Source organism: Streptomyces sp. NPDC027663 (assembly GCF_055566415.1).
Genome location: NZ_JBVHSK010000004.1, coordinates 245,677 through 265,399 on the forward strand (window position 1 = coordinate 245,677; position 19,723 = coordinate 265,399).

General features: G+C 72.0%; 18 protein-coding genes. 8 read left to right on the forward strand and 10 right to left on the reverse strand.

Going from position 1 to position 19,723, the window contains the following annotated elements; translation table 11 throughout:
* Positions 1 to 60: 60 nt before the first annotated feature.
* Together ACZ4SF_RS14295 and ACZ4SF_RS14300 are read left to right on the forward strand one after the other, a co-directional pair.
* On the forward strand, positions 61 to 987 hold the full coding sequence (locus ACZ4SF_RS14295) for a carbohydrate ABC transporter permease (RefSeq protein ID WP_468383691.1): 927 nt from the start codon (positions 61 to 63) through the stop codon (positions 985 to 987).
* The gene (locus ACZ4SF_RS14300) at positions 984 to 1,829 is read left to right on the forward strand and encodes a carbohydrate ABC transporter permease (protein WP_468383086.1); all 846 of its coding nucleotides are present in this window, start codon (positions 984 to 986) and stop codon (positions 1,827 to 1,829) included. The genes ACZ4SF_RS14295 and ACZ4SF_RS14300 overlap by 4 nt, the downstream gene beginning before the upstream one ends.
* Positions 1,830 to 2,031: 202 nt before the next feature.
* Here the strand turns inward: ACZ4SF_RS14300 and ACZ4SF_RS14305 are convergent, their stop codons facing one another.
* Complete coding sequence (locus tag ACZ4SF_RS14305; protein WP_468383089.1) at positions 2,032 to 2,655, reverse strand: histidine phosphatase family protein; 624 nt, start codon at positions 2,653 to 2,655, stop codon at positions 2,032 to 2,034.
* Positions 2,656 to 2,764: 109 nt separating this feature from the next.
* The gene (locus ACZ4SF_RS14310; protein ID WP_468383092.1) at positions 2,765 to 3,610 is read right to left on the reverse strand and encodes an SDR family oxidoreductase; all 846 of its coding nucleotides are present in this window, start codon (positions 3,608 to 3,610) and stop codon (positions 2,765 to 2,767) included.
* Positions 3,611 to 3,701: 91 nt separating this feature from the next.
* On the opposite strand from ACZ4SF_RS14310, the gene ACZ4SF_RS14315 reads away from it, so the two are divergent.
* Positions 3,702 to 4,202, forward strand: a complete 501-nt coding sequence (locus ACZ4SF_RS14315) for a MarR family winged helix-turn-helix transcriptional regulator (protein ID WP_468383095.1) — start codon at positions 3,702 to 3,704, stop codon at positions 4,200 to 4,202.
* 231 nt (positions 4,203 to 4,433) lie between these two features.
* Here the strand turns inward: ACZ4SF_RS14315 and ACZ4SF_RS14320 are convergent, their stop codons facing one another.
* On the reverse strand, positions 4,434 to 5,657 hold the full coding sequence (locus tag ACZ4SF_RS14320) for a saccharopine dehydrogenase family protein (protein WP_468383098.1): 1,224 nt from the start codon (positions 5,655 to 5,657) through the stop codon (positions 4,434 to 4,436).
* Between the two features lie 151 nt (positions 5,658 to 5,808).
* Between ACZ4SF_RS14320 and ACZ4SF_RS14325 the strand changes: the two genes are divergently transcribed.
* Positions 5,809 to 6,618, forward strand: a complete 810-nt coding sequence (locus tag ACZ4SF_RS14325; RefSeq protein WP_468383100.1) for a TetR/AcrR family transcriptional regulator — start codon at positions 5,809 to 5,811, stop codon at positions 6,616 to 6,618.
* On the opposite strand, the gene ACZ4SF_RS14330 is transcribed toward ACZ4SF_RS14325, so the two are convergent.
* The 3 genes from ACZ4SF_RS14330 to ACZ4SF_RS14340 form a co-directional block, all read right to left on the reverse strand.
* Positions 6,601 to 7,434 (reverse strand): SDR family NAD(P)-dependent oxidoreductase, encoded by an 834-nt coding sequence (locus tag ACZ4SF_RS14330; protein WP_468383103.1) that lies wholly within the window; start codon positions 7,432 to 7,434, stop codon positions 6,601 to 6,603. The genes ACZ4SF_RS14325 and ACZ4SF_RS14330 overlap by 18 nt on opposite strands.
* 108 nt (positions 7,435 to 7,542) lie before the next feature.
* The gene (gene glpK / locus ACZ4SF_RS14335) at positions 7,543 to 9,066 is read right to left on the reverse strand and encodes a glycerol kinase GlpK (protein WP_468383106.1); all 1,524 of its coding nucleotides are present in this window, start codon (positions 9,064 to 9,066) and stop codon (positions 7,543 to 7,545) included.
* Positions 9,067 to 9,108: 42 nt separating this feature from the next.
* Positions 9,109 to 9,876 carry an IclR family transcriptional regulator gene (locus tag ACZ4SF_RS14340; RefSeq protein ID WP_468383109.1) on the reverse strand — a complete coding sequence of 256 codons (768 nt, stop codon included), beginning with the start codon at positions 9,874 to 9,876 and terminating at the stop codon, positions 9,109 to 9,111.
* 197 nt (positions 9,877 to 10,073) lie between these two features.
* On the opposite strand from ACZ4SF_RS14340, the gene ACZ4SF_RS14345 reads away from it, so the two are divergent.
* Complete coding sequence (locus ACZ4SF_RS14345; protein ID WP_468383113.1) at positions 10,074 to 10,499, forward strand: ATP-binding protein; 426 nt, start codon at positions 10,074 to 10,076, stop codon at positions 10,497 to 10,499.
* A gap of 73 nt (positions 10,500 to 10,572) precedes the next feature.
* Here the strand turns inward: ACZ4SF_RS14345 and ACZ4SF_RS14350 are convergent, their stop codons facing one another.
* The 3 genes from ACZ4SF_RS14350 to ACZ4SF_RS14360 form a co-directional block, all read right to left on the reverse strand.
* A complete protein-coding gene (locus tag ACZ4SF_RS14350) occupies positions 10,573 to 10,815 on the reverse strand; it encodes a hypothetical protein (protein ID WP_468383115.1) in 243 nt (80 codons plus the stop codon).
* A 250-nt stretch (positions 10,816 to 11,065) separates the two neighbouring features.
* Entirely contained in the window at positions 11,066 to 11,884 is an 819-nt protein-coding gene (locus ACZ4SF_RS14355; RefSeq protein ID WP_468383117.1) for a thioesterase family protein, read from the reverse strand.
* A gap of 98 nt (positions 11,885 to 11,982) precedes the next feature.
* Positions 11,983 to 13,587, reverse strand: coding sequence for an FAD-binding oxidoreductase (locus ACZ4SF_RS14360; protein WP_468383121.1), 1,605 nt, complete (start codon positions 13,585 to 13,587; stop codon positions 11,983 to 11,985).
* A gap of 80 nt (positions 13,588 to 13,667) precedes the next feature.
* On the opposite strand from ACZ4SF_RS14360, the gene ACZ4SF_RS14365 reads away from it, so the two are divergent.
* The 3 genes from ACZ4SF_RS14365 (at position 13,668) to ACZ4SF_RS14375 (ending at position 17,651) form a co-directional block, all read left to right on the forward strand.
* Positions 13,668 to 14,264, forward strand: coding sequence for a TetR/AcrR family transcriptional regulator (locus ACZ4SF_RS14365; RefSeq protein ID WP_468383124.1), 597 nt, complete (start codon positions 13,668 to 13,670; stop codon positions 14,262 to 14,264).
* Positions 14,265 to 14,425: 161 nt separating this feature from the next.
* On the forward strand, positions 14,426 to 14,626 hold the full coding sequence (locus tag ACZ4SF_RS14370; RefSeq protein ID WP_201834299.1) for a DUF6229 family protein: 201 nt from the start codon (positions 14,426 to 14,428) through the stop codon (positions 14,624 to 14,626).
* Positions 14,627 to 14,819: 193 nt separating this feature from the next.
* Positions 14,820 to 17,651, forward strand: a complete 2,832-nt coding sequence (locus tag ACZ4SF_RS14375) for a type 2 lanthipeptide synthetase LanM family protein (RefSeq protein ID WP_468383128.1) — start codon at positions 14,820 to 14,822, stop codon at positions 17,649 to 17,651.
* Between the two features lie 153 nt (positions 17,652 to 17,804).
* Here ACZ4SF_RS14375 and ACZ4SF_RS14380 read toward each other — a convergent pair whose 3' ends face one another.
* Positions 17,805 to 19,625, reverse strand: a complete 1,821-nt coding sequence (locus ACZ4SF_RS14380; RefSeq protein ID WP_468383131.1) for a serine/threonine-protein kinase — start codon at positions 19,623 to 19,625, stop codon at positions 17,805 to 17,807.
* Positions 19,626 to 19,723 lie beyond the last annotated feature (98 nt).

Below are 19,723 nucleotides of genomic sequence, written 5' to 3' on the forward strand. Positions count from 1 at the left end.
GGGCAGGCGGAGGTGAGCGAGTCCGCACGGACGACGGCGGCCGGTCCGGGTCGGCGGGTCATGGCCCGGCAAGCCGCACCGGTCTCCCCGAGGCCTCGCCGCCGAGCACGCCCGCCCGGGGGCTGGATTCCCTGGCTCTACCTCGCGCCGGCCCTCGTCGTCCTCGGTGGACTGCTGGTCTACCCCGTGTACCAGCTCGGGCTGATCTCGTTCCTGGAGTACACCCAGGCCCAGGTCAGCGGCGGCGAACCGACCCGGTTCCGGGGTTTGGCCAACTACACCGAACTGTTCGCCGACGAGCAGTTCTGGCAGGTGTTGGTGGCCACGGTCGGTTTCGCGGCCGCCTGTGTGGTCTCCACGCTGGCGGTGGGCTGCGCGCTCGCCGTGCTGCTGACCCGCGTCCGCGCGGTGCCGCGGCTCGCGTTGATGCTGTCCGCGCTGGGGGCGTGGGCGACACCGACGGTCACCGGCTCGACGGTCTGGCTGTTCCTCTTCGACGCCGACTTCGGCCCGGTCGACCGATTCCTCGGGATCGGCGACTTCTCCTGGACGTACGGCCGTTACAGCGCGTTCTTCCTGGTTCTGCTCGAAGTGGTATGGTGTTCCTTCCCGTTCGTCATGGTCACCGTCTACGCCGGCATTCGCGCCGTGCCGAGCGAGGTGCTGGAGGCCGCCGCCCTGGACGGCGCCTCGCAGTGGCGGATATGGCGCTCGGTGCTGACGCCGATGCTGAGGCCGATCCTGGTCGTCGTCACCGTCCAGTCGGTGATCTGGGACTTCAAGGTCTTCACCCAGATCTACGTCATGACGGGCGGCGGCGGCATCGCCGGCCAGAACCTGGTCCTGAACGTCTACGCCTACCAGAAGGCCTTCGCGTCCTCGCAGTACGGCCTCGGCTCGGCGATCGGCGTCGTGATGCTGCTGATCCTGCTCGCCGTCACGCTCGGGTATCTACGGCTGTTGCGCCCCCAAGGGGAGGAACGGTGAGTGTCGTGCGTGGGCTCGTGCGGCGTCCCTGGCGACTGGCGGCCGAGGCGGCCATGCTGCTGGTCGCGGGGGTCGTCGCCTTCCCTCTGTACTGGATGTTCCTCAGCGCCTTCAAGCCGGCCGGGGAGATCGAGTCCACCGAACCGAGGCCCTGGACGTCCTCCCCGTCCCTGGATTCCTTCCGGCGCGTGTTCCAGCAGCAGGAGTTCGGCCGGTACTTCCTCAACAGTCTCGTCGTCGCGGTGAGTGTCGTGGTCGCTTCCGCGCTGATCGCCTTTCTCGCCGCGACCGCGGTGACGCGTTTCCGGTTCCGTTTCCGGACCACCGTGCTGATCATGTTCCTGGTGGCGCAGATGGTGCCGGTGGAGGCGCTCACCATCCCCTTGTTCTTCCTCATGCGGGACTTCGGCCAGCTGAACACACTGGGTGCCCTGGTCCTGCCGCACCTCGCCTTCTCGCTGCCGTTCGCGGTCTGGATGCTGCGGGGGTTCGTGAAGGCCGTTCCGGAGTCTCTGGAGGAGGCCGCCCACCTCGACGGGGCGAGCCGCGCGCGATTCCTGTGGCAGATCCTTTTCCCGCTCGTGCTGCCGGGCCTGGTGGCCACGAGCGTGTTCTCCTTCATCTCCACCTGGAACGACTTCCTGTTCGCCAAGTCGTTCATCATCAGCGACACCTCGCAGTCGACACTCCCCATGGCCCTCCTCGTCTTCTACAAACCCGACGAGCCGGACTGGGGCGGGGTCATGGCCGCGTCCACGGTGATGACCATTCCCGTGCTCGTGTTCTTCGTCCTCGTACAGCGACGACTGGTCTCCGGTCTCGGTGGGGCGGTGAAGGACTGACGCGGTCCGCTTCGCGGGTGCGGAGCACCCAGGTCACGGGTGCGTCGGGATCGTTCGCGGCCCACCCGGTGCTGCTCGGGGCCTGCACGGTGACCGTCCAGGCATGTTCCGTGCCGGGGTGCTGGATGACACCGGTGCGGACCGTGACGCCGGGAGCGACATCCCAAGCAATCGCTATGGGCGTGTGAACTCGACTCGCCTTCTAGACATGCGTCTCGGGGGGAAAACCGGTCCAGCGCAGCTCGGCGGGCAGGTGTCGCATGTCGTTGGAGACGAGGACGGAGGCCGGCCGGCCGGGTGCGTACCGGATGACCGTGAGTGCGGCGTTGGCGTGATTGAGGCCCAGCCAACGCCACTTCGGCGCGTACATGGCGTCCCGGACCAGCCAGGCGACCAGGAAGTTGTGGGTGACGACCAGTTCGTGCCGGTCCTCTTCGCCGTCCACCGGCCCGGTGAACAGCTCCAGCGCCCGGCGGGCCAGTACCGGGCCCTCCCGCCGCTCCTCCTCCGTGGCCCCGGAGAGGAACCGGAGGAAGAAGTCCGCCGCTTCCAGCGGCAGTTCGTCCCTGGCCGGCATGTAGGGGACGTAGTCACCGGCGACTTCGGAGACCTGCAGGGGCACGTTCTTCAGCTGTTCGCCGATCAGGCGTGCGGTCTGCTCCGCCCGGGGCAGCGGGCCATGGTGCACGGCCGCGAAGGGGATGCCCCGAAGGCGTTCTCCCAGCAGGGCGGCTTGCCGACGGCCGCCCTCCGTCAGCCCGCTCTCGTCCGGCATGGCCTCACCGTGCCGGACGAGATAGAGGTAGCGGGTGGCTGAACTGGTCATCTGAAACCTCTCTGCATCCATTGATGATCTTGTGCACCCATGGACGCCGCCTCCCCCGGTACCGGTTCCCTCGGCGCAGAGACCGGCCGGGCGACGGGGCAGGGCCCGGTCAGGCGACCCAGGCGCCGGTGAGACCCTGCACCGCGGAGCCGTCGGCGTCGGCCAGCTTGGTGCCCACGAAGGTACGGGCCCAGTCGGAGGTCTGGATCCGGAAGGCGGGCCGGTCGGCGTCGAGAGCCTCCATGACCGCCTCCGCCGCCGCGTCCGGGGTCTGGGCGCTGCCTTCCAGGAACTGCTCGACGGTGCGGTCGATGTAGCGGCGCATGGCGCCGGAGTACGGGCCGGCGGCGATGTCGGCCTCGAGGTCGAAGCCGATGTTGTTCACGAACTCGGTGGCCACGGCGCCGGGTTCCACGACGGACACGCTCACGCCCAGGGTGCGTGCGACCGGAGCCAGGCTCTCCATGTAGCCCTCGACGGCGAACTTGGCGGCGCAGTAGGCCTCGTTGAACGGCTGACCGATGACACCACCGACGCTGGTGACGGTGATCAGACGGCCGCCGGTGGCGCGCAGGTGTGCCATGGCGGCCTTGGAGACGTTGAGCACGCCGAAGAAGTTGACCTCCATCACCTTGCGGATGTCGTCCATCCCGTCGTTCTCGAGCGTGCCCAGGTGGCCGGCGCCCGCGTTGTTGACGACGGCGTCCAGGCGGCCGTAGTCGGCGATCACGCCTTCGACGGCGGCGGTGACGGACGCCTCGTCGGTCACGTCGAGCCGGCGGATGTCGAGTTCGACGCCTGCTTCGACGGCAGCCTTGCGCAGCGCGTCGGCGCGCGAGGTGTCGCGGAGGGTGGCGACGGTACGCCAGCCGGCCCGGGCGGCGGCGACGGCGGCGGCGAGGCCGATTCCGGAGGAGGTACCGGTGATGAGGACGGTGCGGGGGGTGGTGGACATGGCGGAGCCTTCCGTTTCACGGTCACTTATGTGCGTGCACACACAACATAGCTTTGTGTGTGCGCACACGCAACTCGCCTATACTCGGTCCATGCCGAAGAAGCTTCCCCAGGCCGAGATGCCCGCCGCCGACTACGCCTTCTACGGGCTGGTGTGGGCGGGCACGGTGATGACCGAGCGCGTCGACCGGGCCCTGGTCAAGGCGCACGATCTCCCCGTCTCCTGGTTCGAGGTCATGCTGTGGCTCGCGTCCAGTCCCGAGCCCGTGCCCGCCTCCGTCCTCGGCAACAGCACCATGCTCAGTCGCAGCCAGGTCTCCCGGGTCGTGGACGCCCTGCAGGCCCGCGGTCTGGTGGAGCGCACCCCGTCGGCACGTGACGCGAGGTCGGTCGAGGTCTCGCTCACCGCCGAGGGCCGCCGGCTCTTCGAGGAGGCGGACGCCACCCGCCGCGAGGTCCTGGCGCCGGTCTTCACCGACCTCCTCGACGAGCAGGACATAGCGGCCCTCGGCACGGTGTGGCGCAAGCTCAAGGCCGAGAAGGAGAAGCTGGCACAGGAGCCGGCGACCAGGTCCGGCCGGCCGTCCCGGTAGGCCGCCTGGCCGTCCCGGTAGGCCGCCTGGCCGTCCCTCTAGGCCGCCTGGCCGTCCCTCTAGGCCGCTTGGCCATCCCCGTAGGCCGCCTGACCATCCCCGTAGGCCGCCCGACCGTCCCCGTAGGCCGCCCGACCGTCCCGGTAGAGCGCCTGACGGGCGCAGGCCGACGGAGACGGGGTCGGCCGGCGCCGGACGCCGTGGATGACCGCGCCCGGCTGCCCGCGCGCCTCAGCCCTGCTCGCGCAGGCCCCACGGTGAGCCGTACTCCGTGAGCAGGTCCAGGAAGGGGCGGGGCGGGAGCGCCTCGGGGCCGAGGACGCCCTGGCCCGCCCAGACGCCGGTGGCGAGGAGTTCCAGGGCCACGACCGGGTTGACGGCGGTCTGCCAGACCACGGCCTGGGAGCCGTACTCACGCATGGACCACTGGTTGTCGACCACGTGGTAGAGGTACACCTCGCGCGCTGTGCCGTTCTTCGTGCCCTTCACCCAGGTGCCCGCGCAGGTCTTGCCGGTCATCCGCTCGCCCAGGGTGGCCGGGTCGGGCAGACAGGCGGCGACCACGTCCCGCGGGGACACGCTCACGGGACCGTCCGCACCGGGGACGGTGACCTTGGCGGTGGCGTCCAGGCCCAGTTCGTGCAGCGTCTTCAGCTTGGCGATGAAGTCGTCGCCCAGGCCGTACTTGAACGTCACCCGGCGGGCGTCCACCCAGCGCGGTATCAGAAGTACCTCCTCGTGTTCCACGTTCACGCACTCGACCGGGCCGATGCCCTCGGGGAAGTCGAAGACCTCCGGCTCGCTGAAGGGCGCGGTGGTGAACCAGCCGCGGTCCTTCTCGTAGACCACCGGAGGGTTCAGGCACTCCTCGATGGTGGTCCAGATGCTGAAGGAGGGGGCGAAGTCGTAGCCCTCCACGGTGAGGTCGGATCCGTCACGGACGCCGATCTCCTCGATCTCGTCGAAGAGCTCGTCGGCGGCGTACCGGGCGAAGACGTCGGACAGGCCGGGCTCCACGCCCATGCCGACCAGGGCCAGCCGGCCCGAGTCCGCCCACCGGCCGGCCAGCTCGAACTGGCCGTCGCCGAGCTTGACGCCACACTCCTCGTAGGGGCGCTCGGCGTGCGGGGCGGACAACGACATCGCCATGTCCACGTAGTGCGCTCCGGCCGCGAGAGCCGCGCGGAAGAGCGGCATCACGAACCGCGGGTCGGTCGCGTTCAGCAGCACGTCGCAGCGCTCCTCCGAGAGCAGCCGGCGCACGGCGTCCTCGTCGGAGGCGTCCAGGCGCCGGGCGCTGAACCGGTCCCCGTGCTCCTTCAGCGCTGCCACGGCGGCCTCGGCCCGGTCCGGGTCGTAGTCGGCCACGACCATGTGGGTCAGAAAGCCGCGGCGGGCCGCGATCCGGGTGACGGCGGTTCCGACACCACCAGCGCCGACGAGGAGTACTCGCATGTCACAGACCTCTTCCCTGGAAGCACACACAACGGCTCCCGCACGGGCGGACGCCCTGCGGGATGCCCTGATGCAACGGGACGGGCCCCTGTAGAGTCAACGGCGTTGGCATAAGGGTCCGCCGTCACGGCGACGAGGTGGAGTGGTGCGCATGGCCAAGCAGGTGGTGCCCGAGTCGGCGCGGCGCAGGCGCCGGCCGACACAGCAGGGCACGGTGCTGTCCGAGCAACTGATCGTGCGCACCGCGCTGCGGGTGCTGCGGGAGCATGGCAGTACCGGACTCACCGCACGCCGGCTGGGCACCGCCCTCGGCGCGGACCCCAGCACGCTCTACCGGTACTTCGCCGGCATGGACGACCTGACCCGGGCCATCGGCGAGGAGCTGATGGGACGGGCGCTGGACAGCTGGTCGGCGACGGGCGAGTGGCGGAGCGACCTGCGGGCTCTCGGGCTCGCCGTCCACTCCTCGTATCTGGCCCATCCGCAGGCCGCCGCCCTGACCGCGAGCCGGGTCACCGGCCGCCCGCGCGAGATCGCGGTCGACGAGACGATCCTCGGCATACTGCGCACCGCCGGCTTCCCGGACGACGCCGCGGTCCGCCTCTACCACGCCTTCATCGACCTGAGCCTCGCCTTCGCGGCCCTGGACGCCGGAGCGCTCGCCCTGACCGAAGAGGCCCGGGCGACCGACGAGGAGATGTGGACCTCCACCTACGCCCGGCTCCCCGCCGAGTCCTACCCCCACATCGCCGCGACCGCCCCCCTGCTGGCCGCGCGCATGCCCCACAGCGCCTACCCGGTCGTCCTGGACACGCTGCTGGACAGTGCCGCCGCACAACTGGCGGTCGCGCAGTGCGCGGCAACGTCCGGCGGCGGGTCCGCCGGACCGGAACACCCGGTCGGCACGAGGCGGGGGACGCCGGGGCCGGGCAGCGGGCCGCACTCACCGGGCAGGGGCTGAGTCCTCGCCGCCGCGCGGGGCCATGCGGAAGTCGAAGGCGAGCGTTCCGGGGTCGAGGGCGGTCGCCCCGCCGTCGGCCGTGAGCACCGCGCCGTTGACGTACGACGCCGCCGGGGACAGCAGCCAGCCGATCACCTCGGCGATCTCGCGCGGCTCTCCCGGCCTGCCCAGGGGCAGCGCCCTGGTCGCCTCCGCGTACCCGGCGTCCACGCCTCCGTCCCCGAGGTCCGCCTCCTGCACGAAGCGGGCCATGCGCCGGTCGGCCATCTCGGTCCGTACCCAGCCGGGACACACGATGTTGGCCCGCACCCCCTGACGCCCGTAGTCCACGGCGACGGAACGGCACAGCTGGAGCAGGGCGGCCTTGGAGGTGGCGTACGGGGCGTTGCTGGTGCCGTTGCGCAGTGCGGACACCGAGGCGACGGCGACCACCGATCCCCGGGACTGCAGCAGGTGCGGTATCGCCGCCCGCAGCAGCAGAAGCGGACCCGTGACGTTGGTGCGCATCACCTCGTCCCAGTCCTGCAGCGACATGTCCCCCACCGTTCCCCCGCGCCCGATGCCCGCGTTGAGCACCAGCCCGTCGATCCGTCCGTACGCGGCCAGTGCCGCCCGGACCAGCTCCTCGGCCGCATCGGGGTCCCCCACGTCGCTGGGGTGGGCCAGCGCTCCGGTCTCCCGCTCCAGGCGCCGCAGGGGTTCGGCCCGCCGGCCGGCGACGACCACCTCGTGCCCGCCCTCGCGCAGCAGCCGGGCCGTGGCCTCCCCGATGCCCGTTCCTCCGCCGGTCACGACGACAACCCTCTTGTCCGCCACAGCAGTCCAGTCCCTTCACCGAGATCATCCAGCGAAGCCGAGACTAGAACTCGCCGGACAGCTGCTGACGACTTCCGGCCAGCCTCCCGCCGCGGCTGCGCGCGCGTCTCAGCCCGCTTCCTCGGACCGGGGCGGCCTCGCCCAGCCCAGGGACCGTTCCACGGCTCGCTGCCAGTTCTCGTACTCCGACTCGCGCCGCTCGGGCGCCATGGCGGGCAGCCATTGGCCGGCGCGGTGCCAGTTGCGGCGCAGGACTTCGAGGTCGGGCCAGTATCCGGCGGCGAGTCCGGCGGCGTATGCGGCGCCCAGGGAGACCGTCTCGATGACCATGGGCCGCACCACGGGGACGTCGAGCACGTCGGCCACGAACTGCATGAGCAGGTTGTCGGCCGTCATGCCGCCGTCCACCTTGAGCTGCTTCAGGGCGACGGAGGAGTCGGCGTTCATGGCGTCGACGACCTCACGTGTCTGCCAGCCGGTGGCCTCCAGGACGGCACGTGCCAGGTGCCCCTTGGTGATGTACGAGGTGAGGCCGACGATGACTCCGCGCGCGTCGCTGCGCCAGCGGGGCGCGAACAGTCCGGAGAAGGCCGGCACGATGTAGCAGCCGCCGTTGTCCTCGACCGTACGGGCGAGGGTCTCGATCTCGGGCGCGCTGTTGATCAGGCCCAGGCGGTCGCGGAACCACTGGACGAGCGAGCCGGTGACGGCGATCGAGCCCTCCAGGGCGTACACCGGTGGCTGGTCGCCGATCTTGTACGCGACGGTCGTCAGGAGCCCGTGGCGGGACCGCACGAGTTCGGTGCCGGTGTTGAGCAGCAGAAAGCTGCCCGTCCCGTACGTGCACTTGGCCTCGCCCGGGGAGAAGCAGGTCTGGCCGAAGAGCGCGGCCTGCTGGTCGCCGAGGGCGGCAGCGATGCAGACGCCGGGCAGCACGGTGCGGGCCTCGCCGTACGACTCGGCGGACGGCCTGATCTCGGGGAGGATCGGGCGGGGGACGCCGAAGAGCGCCAGCAGGTCGTCGTCCCAGGCGAGGGTGCGGATGTTCATCATCATGGTGCGGCTGGCGTTGGTGGGGTCGGTGATGTGCAGACCGCCGTCGGCGCCTCCGGTGAGGTTCCAGATCAGCCAGCTCTCCATCGTCCCGAACAGCACCTCGCCGTTCTGGGCGCGCTGCTCGAGCCCTTTGACGTTGTCGAGCATCCAGCGGAGCTTGAGCGCCGAGAAATAGGTCGAGGGCACCAGGCTGCACCGCTCCAGGAAGAATTCCTCTCCGGGCCGGTGTTTGAGTGCGTCGACGAGCGGAGCCGTGCGGGTGTCCTGCCAGACGATCGCCCTGCCGACGGGAGCACCCGTCCGCCGGTCCCAGAGCAGCGTCGTCTCCCTCTGGTTGGCCAGGCCGACGGCGGCGATCCGGCCGGCGTCGACACCGGCGACGGACAGGGCTTCGGGCACCACGCGCTGGAGGTTGTGCCATATCTCGGTGGCGTCGTGCTCGACCCAGCCGGGCCGCGGAAAGTACTGCTCGTGCTCCTGCTGCGCCACCGAGACCAGCCGCCCGCGGTGATCGAACAGAATGCATCGGGTGGAATTGGTGCCCTGGTCGATGGACATTACATACCGTTCCACCATGATCGTTCTGCCTTCCCCGGGTTGCGGAAGAGCGGGCCGGACCTACCAGCGGCCGGCGCCCAGTTCTCTGGAGATCGCCCGTGCGGCCTCACGGAGCAGGGTGATCAGACTCGGCCGCGGACGGCCCTGGCCGTCACAGATCCGCTCCACCGGGCCGGACAGGCCGATGGCGCCGACGACCAGGCCGCCATGGCCCCGGATCGGTGCCGCGAGCCCGGCCTCCCCCATGCTCATCTCCTGGATCTCGGCGGCCCAGCCGAGTTCCCTGACCTCGGCGAGCGCCCGACCGAGCTGCTCGGGGGTGGACAGCGTGTGCCGGGTGTACGCCTCCAGTTCCGGATCCGTGGAGGGCTCCGGGACAGCGGTCCCGTAGGCGAGCAGCACCTTGCCGAGCGAGGAGGCGTGCAGGGGCAGCAGTGCGCCGACGTCCAGGGTCTGGAGTGTGTCGTCCGGCCGGAAGACGTGGTGGATGACGAGGACCTTGCCTTCCAGCGGGGTGCCCAGGCGGACGGCCTCCCCGCTGCGGGCGGCCAGGGCGTCGGCCCAGTTGATGGAGCGGGAGCGCAGCTCGTTGACGTCCAGGTAGCTCGTGCCGAGGTGCAGGAGGGCGGCTCCGAGCTGGTACTTTCCGGTCGCCGCGTCCCGCTCCACGAAGTCCACGTGCTGGAGCGTGCGCAGGATGCCGTAGGCGGTGCCCTTCGCCAGCCCGAGCGAGGCCGCCACCTCGCCGAGCCCGAGTCGGCGGGGCCCGCCGGCGAGCAGACGCAGGATCGCCGCCGCCCGTTCGATCGACTGGACTGGGCCGGCCATGAAGCGAGCCTATTACTGCACGGGACCGTTCGCTGGTCGTGCAGGTGACGGCTGTTGGTTCCCGGTCGAGCTGCGGCGTTCGGTAATGCCGACCATCGTTCATTGACCCCCTCGCTGCTGCTCCTTAGCGTGCTTGGAGGTCGGCATAGTGCCCGGCCCGGCGCCCCGGCGGGGCAGTGATCATCCCAGGAGACAAAATGGCGGTACAGCTCAACACGCTGGTTCGGGAGGCATGCGAACACGTCTGTCCGCTGCCGCCCGTCGCCGGGGCCGTCTCGGCCGTTCGCCGACGCGTGGGTGCGGTCCTCGCGGAATGGAACGTGTCCCCCGAGATCGTGGAGGACTCGCTGCTGGTGGTGTCCGAACTGGTCACCAACGCTCTGATCCATGCTCTGCCCCCGGCCGCGCTGCGGCTGTCGTGGGTCCGGCACGACGGGACGGGCACCCTGCGTATCGAGGTCACCGACGCGGGACCCGCGTTCCCGGCGGGAGAGTCCCGGCTGGGGCTGGACCCCGAGGAGTGCGGACGCGGCGAGGTGATCGTGCGCGCGCTGGCGGCGCGTCACGGGGTACGCGTGCATGCGGGCGGGGTCAGCCGGTGGGCCGATCTCGTGGCGGGGTGAGGGACGACGGCCGGCGCCCGCGCAGGCCGGTTCCGAGCCCCCGCCCGCTCCCGGGCGCTGAGCGCCGCCCCCGCTACTCGACGGCCGGGTCCTCCTGCGCGCAGTGCAGGGCCAGCCGCACCGCATGCTCCACGTCCTGCCGGCTGGACCCGGTGGCCTCCGCGTACTCGGTGATCGCCGCTCGCACGGCGTCCGAGGCCTCGCGCCAGCGGCGTTCCTGGGCCGCGTACTGATCGCCGGTCAGGCCCGCGAGACGAGCGCGCGCCTCCTCGGCGGCTCGCTCCAGTCCGATCAGCCCATCGGGGATGTCTGCCACATACACGATCGTAAGCCGCATGTGTGGCTGCCGGCCGTCGGTTCGCCCGCCGATCGGGTGGGTCCGGTGCCGTGCGGCCGGGACTCGGACCCGGCCGCCGGGCGTCTCGGGTCCGGTCGGCAGGGAGTCCGGGAGCGGGCGCAGGCGCGGGCGCAGGCGCGGACCGCACCAGGCGGGCCTGCACGCGGGCGTCCGGAACGCTCGGGGCGGCAGTGCCCGCCGGGTCGTGCGCGGGCCCAGGGGTGCCGGCTCAGCCTCGTGCGGCGACGTAGAGGCTCTGGGTGCTGCGGCCCAGCGGACCCTTCTCGTCGTGCAGGGCGGATTCCGCGAGGCCGATGCCGGCGCCATCCACCATGGTCCGGGCGTCCAGGCAGACCCACTCGCCCTCGGGGTGGCGGTGCAGGCTGACGGTGAGGTCGGCGTTGATGAAGACGTACCGGTGGAAGTCCAGCTCGGCGCTGACGCCGTTGCCCGAGTCGGCTGCCGTGAGCACCCGGCTGAGCGGCGTGATCTCTTCGCCCGCGACCAAGGGCACCCGCATCCGCATCCACGCCGTGGCGGGGCCCGGTTCGAGGAAGGAACCGGCGGCGAACCGCAGGTCCATGGCGGTGTGGTAGCCCTGCTCCCACGGAACCGGGAAGAAGGCCTTCGCGGGTACGGCCTCGGGGCCGGGCAGCTGCCGGGCCTGCGACACCTGCGGGACCGAGTCCGGGGCGGTCTTCATCAGCAATGCCGTCACCCGCATCACTTCCTTGCCGCCGTCGGGGACCAGGGAGGCCTCCACCAGTTCGACGGTGCGCCCGGCGCGCAGGACGCGCGTGGCCACGGTCAGCGGCCGTATCGGGACCGGGCGCATGATCTCGTAGGTGAGCCGGACGGTCCGCATGTCCGGCCGGGCGTCCGGCCGCTGCTCGACGGCCAGGCCGAGCAGCGCGGCGGGCGGGCCGGCGTGCTGGGAGTCGGCGTCCCAGGGGCCCCGGGTGTAGGCGGTGGGGAGGAACCGGTCGTGGGCCTCCCGCTCGTAGAAGGCTTCGGCTTCCGGCACCGGCATGGTTGTCCTCCCAGTCATGCGGACTTCTCCACCCCCATGTTACTAAGCGCTTGCTCATCATGGGGGGCGGATACGGGCCCGCCGCTCGTCCTCGGTCAGGGCCTCGGCCTCCGATCTCACGGCGCCGGAAGAAGCACCCCTGGATTGAGGACGCCGGCCGGGTCGAGGGCAGCCTTGGCGGCCGTCAGCGCGGCGGCGAAGGGGTCGGGGCGCTGGCGGTCGTACCAGGGGCGGTGATCGCGTCCGACCGCGTGGTGATGGGTGATCGTGCCGCCGGACGCCTCGATCACCTCGGACACCGCGGCCTTGATGTGGTCCCACTGGGCCACGGTGCTGCCCCAGCGGCCGGGTGCGTACACACCGAAGTACGGCGCCGGTCCGTCCGGGTAGACGTGGGTGAACCGGCACGTGACCACACCGGTCCCGGTGACCTCGCGCATGGCCGCCTGCGCCGCCTCGGTGACCGCCTGGTGGAGCGCTTCGAAACGGTCCCAGGTGCACGCCGTCTCGAACGTCTCGGCGATCACCGCGTGGCGTGCCAGCACATCGCGCTGGTAGGGCATGCGAAGGAACGACGAGCGCCAGGTCCGCACGGCCGACCCGTCCGCGGAGCCCGCGCCGGCGGCCTCGCCCGGTTTCCCCGTGGCCTGCGCGGACGGTTCCCCGCCGTGGTCGCGGCACAGCTCCACGGCCCGCTCCAGACTGTGGTGCACCGGATGGTCGGCGGACTCGAAGCCGAGGACGAGCACTCCTCCGCCCACGCTCACGCCCGCGTTGAGAAGTGACTCGGCCGCGTCCAGGAGGCGGCAGTTCGCCGGGTTCAGCCCGCTCTGCGCAACGGCCCGGGTGGCCGCCACCGCAGCCGCGTAGTCCGGGAACCGCACCGACGCACCGGCGCGCCAACGGGGGCGTTGCTGCAGGCGCATCCAGGCCTCGGTGATGACGCCGAGCGTTCCCTCACTGCCCAGGAAGAGCCGGTCCGGTGACGGCCCCGCGCCGGAGCCCGGGAGCCGGCGCGAGGCACTGACGCCGCTCGGCGTGACCACGCGCATCGACTCGACCAGGTCGTCGATGTGCGTGTACAGGGTGGCGTAGTGGCCGCCGGCACGGGTGGCGAGCCAGCCGCCGAGCGTGGAGAACTCGAACGACTGCGGAAAGTGACGCAAGGTCAGCCCGTGCGACCGCAGTTGGTCCTCCAGATGCGGGCCGAACACGCCGGCCTGCACGCGCGCGGCGCGGCTGGTCCGGTCGATCTCCAGGACGCGGTCCATGCGCCCCATGTCCATGGTGACCACGGCTCGGTGCCCGTCGCACCGCGGCTCCACACCGCCGACCACCGAGCTGCCGCCGCCGTACGGGATCACGGCGACACCGTCGCGGGAGCACCAGTCGAGGAGGTCGGTCACCTCGCGCTCGTCGCGGGGCCGCGCGACGAGGTCCGGTACATGACGCAGGTCGCCCTGCAGGTTGCGTACGACGTCCCGGTACGCCTTGCCGTGCGCATGGGCGGCGCGGTCGGCCGGCTCCGCGGAACACAGTCCGGCGAGCGAGGCCGGTGCGGTGACCCGGGGCGCGGGCAGGCCGAGCGAGGAGATGTCCGGCGGCTGGTGGTCGGTCAGGTCACCCGGCATCAACGCCCGCACGCGGCCCAGCAGCGCCTGGAGCTCGGCGCCGCGCACCGCGTCCTCGTCATTGCCCCATCCCCACCACGACCGCGTCATGACTCTCCGTCCCGTGCATCGCCTGAATTGACCATCGAGTAAATTACCTGTGGGTCATATAACGCGCTAGAGTGAGTCCCATGGGCAAGGCCGGTACCAAGGGCGTCTCCCGCACCGACCGGGAACGGCAGATCATCGACGTGGCCGTGGAGGAGTTCGGGCGGCACGGGTACGCAGGCGTGTCCGTCGCCGCGGTCGCGCAGCGCGCGGGCATCTCCAAGCCGCTGGTCTACAGCTACTTCGACTCCAAGGACGGCCTGTACCTCGCCTGCGTCCACCGGGTCGGCTCGCTGCTGGCCGATGCGGTGGCAGGTGCCGGGTCCCGCAGCGGCTCGACCGGTCATGCGCTGGACACCCTCTCCGCGATCTTCGCCGCGGTCGAGCACTGCCGGCACGCCTGGTCCGTCCTCTACGACCCGGCCCTGCCGCCGTCCGGCGAGGTCCGCGACGCCGTGGGCCTCTACCGGGGCCGCCTCGCCGCCATGGGCGCGGCGGGTGCCGCCGGCCTCCTCGCCCGCGCCGGGCATGACGACCGGCTCGACCACGAACTCCTCAACAGCGTCTGGCAGTACGCCGTGACGGCCGTCATGCGCTGGTGGTCCGACCACCCGGAGCAGAGCGCGACGGAGATGACGGAGCGCTGCGCACGCCTTCTCACCGCGCTGGGCACCGGCTGACCCACCCGTCCCGCGCGGCGCGCCCGGGAGCCTGGGCCACAGGAGTCGGCTGGCCGGATCGACCCTGAGTGTGGCTTGATTTGTCATCTGACGGACTGTCGAACACGGCGATACTCGGCCTGGGCAATTCGCCCTCCCACTCGCGTCTTCGGAGGCCACCGATGTCTCAGACCAGTGTTCACACCACCGCAGTCCTCGAAGCCTGGCTGTCTGGTGCGGAGAGCGCGTACGGCCAGCTCAACCCCGCCGGCCCGCTGTACGTCGGCGGTGCCGCCGCGGAGGCCGCGCTCACCGACCCGAGCGACTCCCTGTACGGCTTCTGTTCCAGCCCGAGCGGATCGCGCGGCAGCTGGTGCTGCTGACGCTCGCATCCTGATCGGTGCCGCTGATCGTCCGCGGCACAGGTAGGTCCCGCGGGGAACCGCGCGGCATGTCCGACAGGTCCGCCCCGTACGCCGGGTGCGCAGGTGCCAGGGCATGCTCGCGCTGTTCCCCGTGTCTTTTCCGCGCGTGCCCGAGCGGGCACGGCGTACCGCGAAGCAGGGAGGGCCAAGGGTGAGCGGGTCGGCTCCGGACGGTGGCGAGCAGGTGGAGTGGTTCTCCGAGCCCGTACGCGGCATCGCGAGCCCATGGCGGGAGGACCTGGCCCGGCGTCTGGCGGCCGTGAGCGCGTTGGCCCGGGAAGAGCGGGACGTCTTCCTCGAGGCCGGACACGACGCGCTGCTCGGCTCGCTGCACGCCAAGCTCGCCCGTCTCTTCCTGCTGGAACTGCACGCGCTGCGCCTGGCGCGGGGCGCCGGTGCGCAGGACGCACCGACCGGTCCGGAAGGGGACACGAGCACCTGGACCGCGTTCGTCGAGCAGGCCTGCGAGGAGGGCTACCTCGACAAGCTGGCCGACCGTTACCCGGCCCTCGGCCGGCGGATCGCCGCGGTCGCGCGCCTGTCCGTCGCGGCCACGGCCGCTCTCGCGGAGCGACTCGCCGCCGACCGGCACCTGCTCGAGCCACTGCTCGGCACGCCGGCGGGCCGGCTCCGTGCCGTGACCTTCGGGGCCGGGGACAGCCATGGCGGCGGCCTGACCGTCAGCCGGCTCGACCTCACCGGCGGGACTGTCATGTACAAGCCACGCCGGTCCGAGACGGACGTCGCTCTCGGTGAGCTGCTGGACGAGCTGTTCGCGGACTTCCCCGGTGCCCCGGCACCGGACGCACGGATCCGCGTGCCCCGCACACTGGTCCGCGCAGGCTACGGCTGGGCCGAGTTCGTCCACCACCGCTACTGCGCGGACGACACGGAACTCTCCGCCTTCTACCGCAACATGGGGCACTGGCTGGCCGTCCTCCGCTTCTCCGGCGGCACCGACATGCACGCCGAGAACATGATCGCGGCCGGCCCGGTGCCGGTCGTCGTGGACGCCGAGACACTCTTCGACGCACCCGCCCCCTTCCCGCCCAGCGGCCGGGGCGACGCGGTGGACGTGGCGGCAGCGGCCATCCGGCGCACGGTACTGCGCACCGGTCTCCTGCCCGTGCGGGGCACCGGCTTCGCGCTCGGCGGGGTCGACATATCCGGTCTGGGGGCGCTGCCGGGCCAGCAGCCGCTGATCCCGAACCCGGTGATCGCGGACGGCGGCACCGCCGCGGCCCGTTTCGAGGTGGACCTGGTGGCGATGCCGACCGCCGGCAACCACCCCAGTCCCACGCCCGTGCTGAGCGCGTACTGGGACCGGATCCTGGCCGGCTTCCGCGAGATGACCGCGCACCTGCGCCGGCCCGGCACGGACCCCGTGCAACTGCTGCGCCGTTTCGAAGGGGCCCGGGCGCGGCGGATCCTGCGGCCGACCCAGGCGTACGTCGACATCGGCCGCATGCTCTGGCACCCGGCGTCGCTGCACGACGAGGCCGCGGCCGTCGAGCGGGCCCGGGACATCCTGCGGCGCAACGCGGAGGTGCTGCCGGGCGCGCCGGCGGACCGCCAGACCATCGACGGCGAGATCGCCGACCTGCTGGCGGGTGACGTGCCGATGTTCGGCTTCACCGTCGATGCGGCCGCCGTACGCGCGACCGTCGACGACTGGTGCACCGCCGACTTCGCGCTGGAGGAATCGGTGATCCAGGACGCCCTGGTGGGCGCCTACCTCAACGAGCGTTCCCTGCCCGCGCGTGTGCAGGCCGCAGCCGAGCAGCCGCACACCCGGGACCGCGAGCGGCGCCGACGGCAGCTGGCCGCGCGGATGGTGGGCCGGCTGTGCGAGGGGGCGGTACACGGCACGGACGGCACGGTCACCTGGATCAGTCCCGTCTTCACACCGGCGGGCTGGTCCATCAGGGTCCTGCCTGCCGACCTCTACACCGGGCAGGGCGGGGTGGCCCTGGTGCTCGCGGAGTACGTGACCGAGGTCCGGGCCGGCCGCGCCGACGAGGTGCCGGGCGTCGCGGAGACCTTCGAGGGCGCGCTGCGGGTGCTGACCGGCACCGAGGAGCAGACGCCCACACCGTCGGCCGGTGCGTTCAGCGGTGCCGCGTCGCAGGTGTGGACGTGGCTGGCGCTGCACCGGGTGCTCGGGGAGCGGTGGCCGCTCGCGCGGGCCGCCGAACGGGCCGCGCTGCTCGAAGGCCCGCTCGTGGACGACGACATCGAGGTGGATCTCCTCAACGGGGCGGCCGGTGGCATCGTCCCGTTGCTCGGTCTGGCCGAGGCGACCGGACAGGACCGCTGGCTGGCCGCCGCCGCGCACATCGGCCGCCGGCTTCAACGGCTGGCCACCGTCGACTCGCAGGGAGCCCGTTGGACGACCCGGCTCAACCCCGAGGGCATCGGCGGCTTCGCGCACGGCGCCACCGGCATCGGCTGGGCACTGGCCCGGCTCGCGCTCGGCGAAGCGGGTTCCACGGCGGAACGGCGCGCCTGGCAGCACCTCGCCGAACGGGCCTTCGCCTTCCAGGAGTCCCTGTGGCAGCCCGGCCAGGGCAACTGGCTCGACGTCCGCATCGGCGCCGAGGAGGACTTCTTCACCAGCTGGTGCCACGGCAGCGCCGGGGTCGGCCTCGGCATGCTCGACCTGCACCGGCGCGCGGGCGACCCCGCCCATCTCGACATGGCTCACCGGGCCGCCCGTGCCTGCGCCGCCGAGGGGTTCGGCTGGAGTCACACGCTGTGCCACGGCGACCTCGGCCTCTGGCGGTTCCTCACCACCCTCGGCTTCGGCGACCGCGACCGCCTCGACGGTGAGATCCTCACCGGGCTGGAACAACGCGGCCCGGTCGGCGGCCTGGCCCGTGAGGCGTTCTCGCCCAGCCTGATGTCCGGTCTCGCGGGAGTCGTGCACACCCTGCTCTGCATGCACCGCTCGGCTACCCTGCCCGATCCCCTGCTCCTCGACTGACCGGAACACGGCATGCGCCGGACCGTTCCCGGGGCGTCCCGTCGGTCCTCGCTCCGCCCCGGGTGCGCCTGCGCTCTTGCTGCCCCCGGGCCCCGGGACAGGGGCGCCCCGCCCGGGGGCGGGCTCCCCTGCCCTTCGTGCCCGGCGCGTTCCTCAGTCGTCGTTGGGCACGATTCTCAGCACCTTGCCCTTGGGATCCGCCTGCAGGTAGCCGGTCTCGCTGTAGGCGTTGCTGAGGTACACCGACATGCCGGCGGGGTCGCCGAAGACCGGGTCCGGTGTGTTCAGCACCAGGTAACGGGTGGTCACATGGTCGACCTTCAGCTTCTTCCCGGCCTCGCGCAGCAGGGCCGGCACCGCGTTCCAGTCGTACGCGTCCAGGGTGACAGGTGAGTCGGTGCTGAGCAGCTTCCCGCTGATGATGCCCTTCTCCACGCCCTGACCGACGCGGTAGGTGTACTCGTCGTACTTGGAGTCGCTGCCCTCCACCATCATCTCGGCGATGGCGTACTGCGGGTACACCGTGAGGCTTCCGAAACGGTCCCGGCCGGACTCCTTCTCCAGAGCCGCGACGGCGGTGCGGATGCCGGCCGGGGTGAGCAGGTCCGTGTTGCCGGTTTCCTCCTTCTCCACAGGCGTGGCGGAGTGAGTCGTCCTGCCCTCGGACGGTGACCGTGTGTCCGGGTCGGCGGACTTCGGGGACCCGCCCGAGCCGGAGTCCTCCGCGCCACCGTCCGGCCACAGGGTCCCTATGAGCGTGCCGGCGAGGGCCACTCCCGCGGCGGGCAGGGTCACCCACACCCACCGCCGGCGGCGGCCGGGTCGCACGGTCACGGGCGCGGTCATGGCCGAGGGCCGCGCATCCTCGGGGCCTGCCGCAGCCGTGTGCGCGGGGCGGGCGCCGTACGGTCCCGTGGGCGTCCCGGGTGGCGGACCGAAGCCCGGCACCGCCGCGCCGGAGCCGGGAGCCGGCGCGGCCGGGGTTGCCGGCGCGTAGCCGGGAGCCGGGGTGTCGGGTGCCGCTGTCGCGTGGCCGGGAGCCGGGGTGGCGGGTGCCGGCGTCGCGTAGCCGGGAGCCGGGGTGGCGGGCGGGGGTTGGAGCGGGTAGGAGGTGGGGGTGTCGGCCGCGCCGGCCGCCGCGTCCAGCATGCGCTCCAGTTCCGGGGCGCCGGGGCGTGCCGCGGGGTCACGGACGAGGAGCCGCCGCAGGACGTCCGTCAGTGCGCCGGCCCGGACCGGTGGCGGGATCTCTTCGCTCAGGACGGCGGCGAGCGTCGCCAGGGTCGTGCCCCGGCGCAGCGGATGCCGGCCCTCCACGGCGGCGTAGAGCATCATGCCGAGCGACCACAGATCCGAGGCAGGACCACCGTCCTGACCCGAGACCCGTTCCGGAGCCATGTAGTCGGCGGTGCCGATGATCGACCCGGTGGCGGTCAGGGCGGTCGACTCGCGGATCGCCGCGATGCCGAAGTCGGTGAGCACCGGACGCCCGTCGGGACGCAGCAGTACGTTGGCCGGTTTCACGTCACGGTGCTGGATGCCGACCTCGTGCGCCGCACGCAGCGCGGCCAGCACCTCCCGGCCGGTCAGCGCCGCTTCCCGCGGGTCCATGGGCCCACGGGCGAGGCGGTCGGCCAGCGAGCCGCCGGTGACGAGTTCCATGACGAGCCAGGGGTACGTACCGGGGCCGCCGTCCACGATGTGGTGGATCGTCACCACGTTGGGGTGGTCGACCCGGGCCAGCGCGCGGGCCTCTCGCAGGACCCGCTCCCGCAGCATTCGTGCGGCGTCGGGATCGTACTCGGCGAGATCCGGATCGGGCGGCCGGACCTCCTTGACGGCCACGCTCCGGTGCAACACCAGATCCCGGGCCAGCCACACCATGCCCATACCGCCACCGCCGAGCCGTTTCTCCAGCTCGAACCGCCCGTCGACAACCCGTCTGCCGCTGTTGTCGCTGCCCGCTTCACTCATGCGCGGGAGCTTAGTTGCCCGTGCCGACAACGCACGCACAGCCTGGGCGCGGGACGGCCCGAGCAGCCGGCGGCCGCTGCGCGAGCGGGCCGGGTGAG

What these genes read in the sequence shown, in the direction of transcription:
- ACZ4SF_RS14295 (WP_468383691.1), top strand. Translation starts at nt 61, where the DNA reads ATGGCCCGGCAAGCCGCACCGGTCTCCCCGAGGCCTCGCCGCCGAGCA.
- ACZ4SF_RS14305 (WP_468383089.1), bottom strand. Translation starts at nt 2,655, where the DNA reads ATGACCAGTTCAGCCACCCGCTACCTCTATCTCGTCCGGCACGGTGAG.
- ACZ4SF_RS14310 (WP_468383092.1), bottom strand. Translation starts at nt 3,610, where the DNA reads ATGTCCACCACCCCCCGCACCGTCCTCATCACCGGTACCTCCTCCGGA.
- ACZ4SF_RS14315 (WP_468383095.1), top strand. Translation starts at nt 3,702, where the DNA reads ATGCCGAAGAAGCTTCCCCAGGCCGAGATGCCCGCCGCCGACTACGCC.
- ACZ4SF_RS14320 (WP_468383098.1), bottom strand. Translation starts at nt 5,657, where the DNA reads ATGCGAGTACTCCTCGTCGGCGCTGGTGGTGTCGGAACCGCCGTCACC.
- ACZ4SF_RS14325 (WP_468383100.1), top strand. Translation starts at nt 5,809, where the DNA reads ATGGCCAAGCAGGTGGTGCCCGAGTCGGCGCGGCGCAGGCGCCGGCCG.
- glpK (WP_468383106.1), bottom strand. Translation starts at nt 9,066, where the DNA reads ATGGTGGAACGGTATGTAATGTCCATCGACCAGGGCACCAATTCCACC.
- ACZ4SF_RS14340 (WP_468383109.1), bottom strand. Translation starts at nt 9,876, where the DNA reads ATGGCCGGCCCAGTCCAGTCGATCGAACGGGCGGCGGCGATCCTGCGT.
- ACZ4SF_RS14345 (WP_468383113.1), top strand. Translation starts at nt 10,074, where the DNA reads ATGGCGGTACAGCTCAACACGCTGGTTCGGGAGGCATGCGAACACGTC.
- ACZ4SF_RS14355 (WP_468383117.1), bottom strand. Translation starts at nt 11,884, where the DNA reads ATGACTGGGAGGACAACCATGCCGGTGCCGGAAGCCGAAGCCTTCTAC.
- ACZ4SF_RS14360 (WP_468383121.1), bottom strand. Translation starts at nt 13,587, where the DNA reads ATGACGCGGTCGTGGTGGGGATGGGGCAATGACGAGGACGCGGTGCGC.
- ACZ4SF_RS14365 (WP_468383124.1), top strand. Translation starts at nt 13,668, where the DNA reads ATGGGCAAGGCCGGTACCAAGGGCGTCTCCCGCACCGACCGGGAACGG.
- ACZ4SF_RS14370 (WP_201834299.1), top strand. Translation starts at nt 14,426, where the DNA reads ATGTCTCAGACCAGTGTTCACACCACCGCAGTCCTCGAAGCCTGGCTG.
- ACZ4SF_RS14380 (WP_468383131.1), bottom strand. Translation starts at nt 19,625, where the DNA reads ATGAGTGAAGCGGGCAGCGACAACAGCGGCAGACGGGTTGTCGACGGG.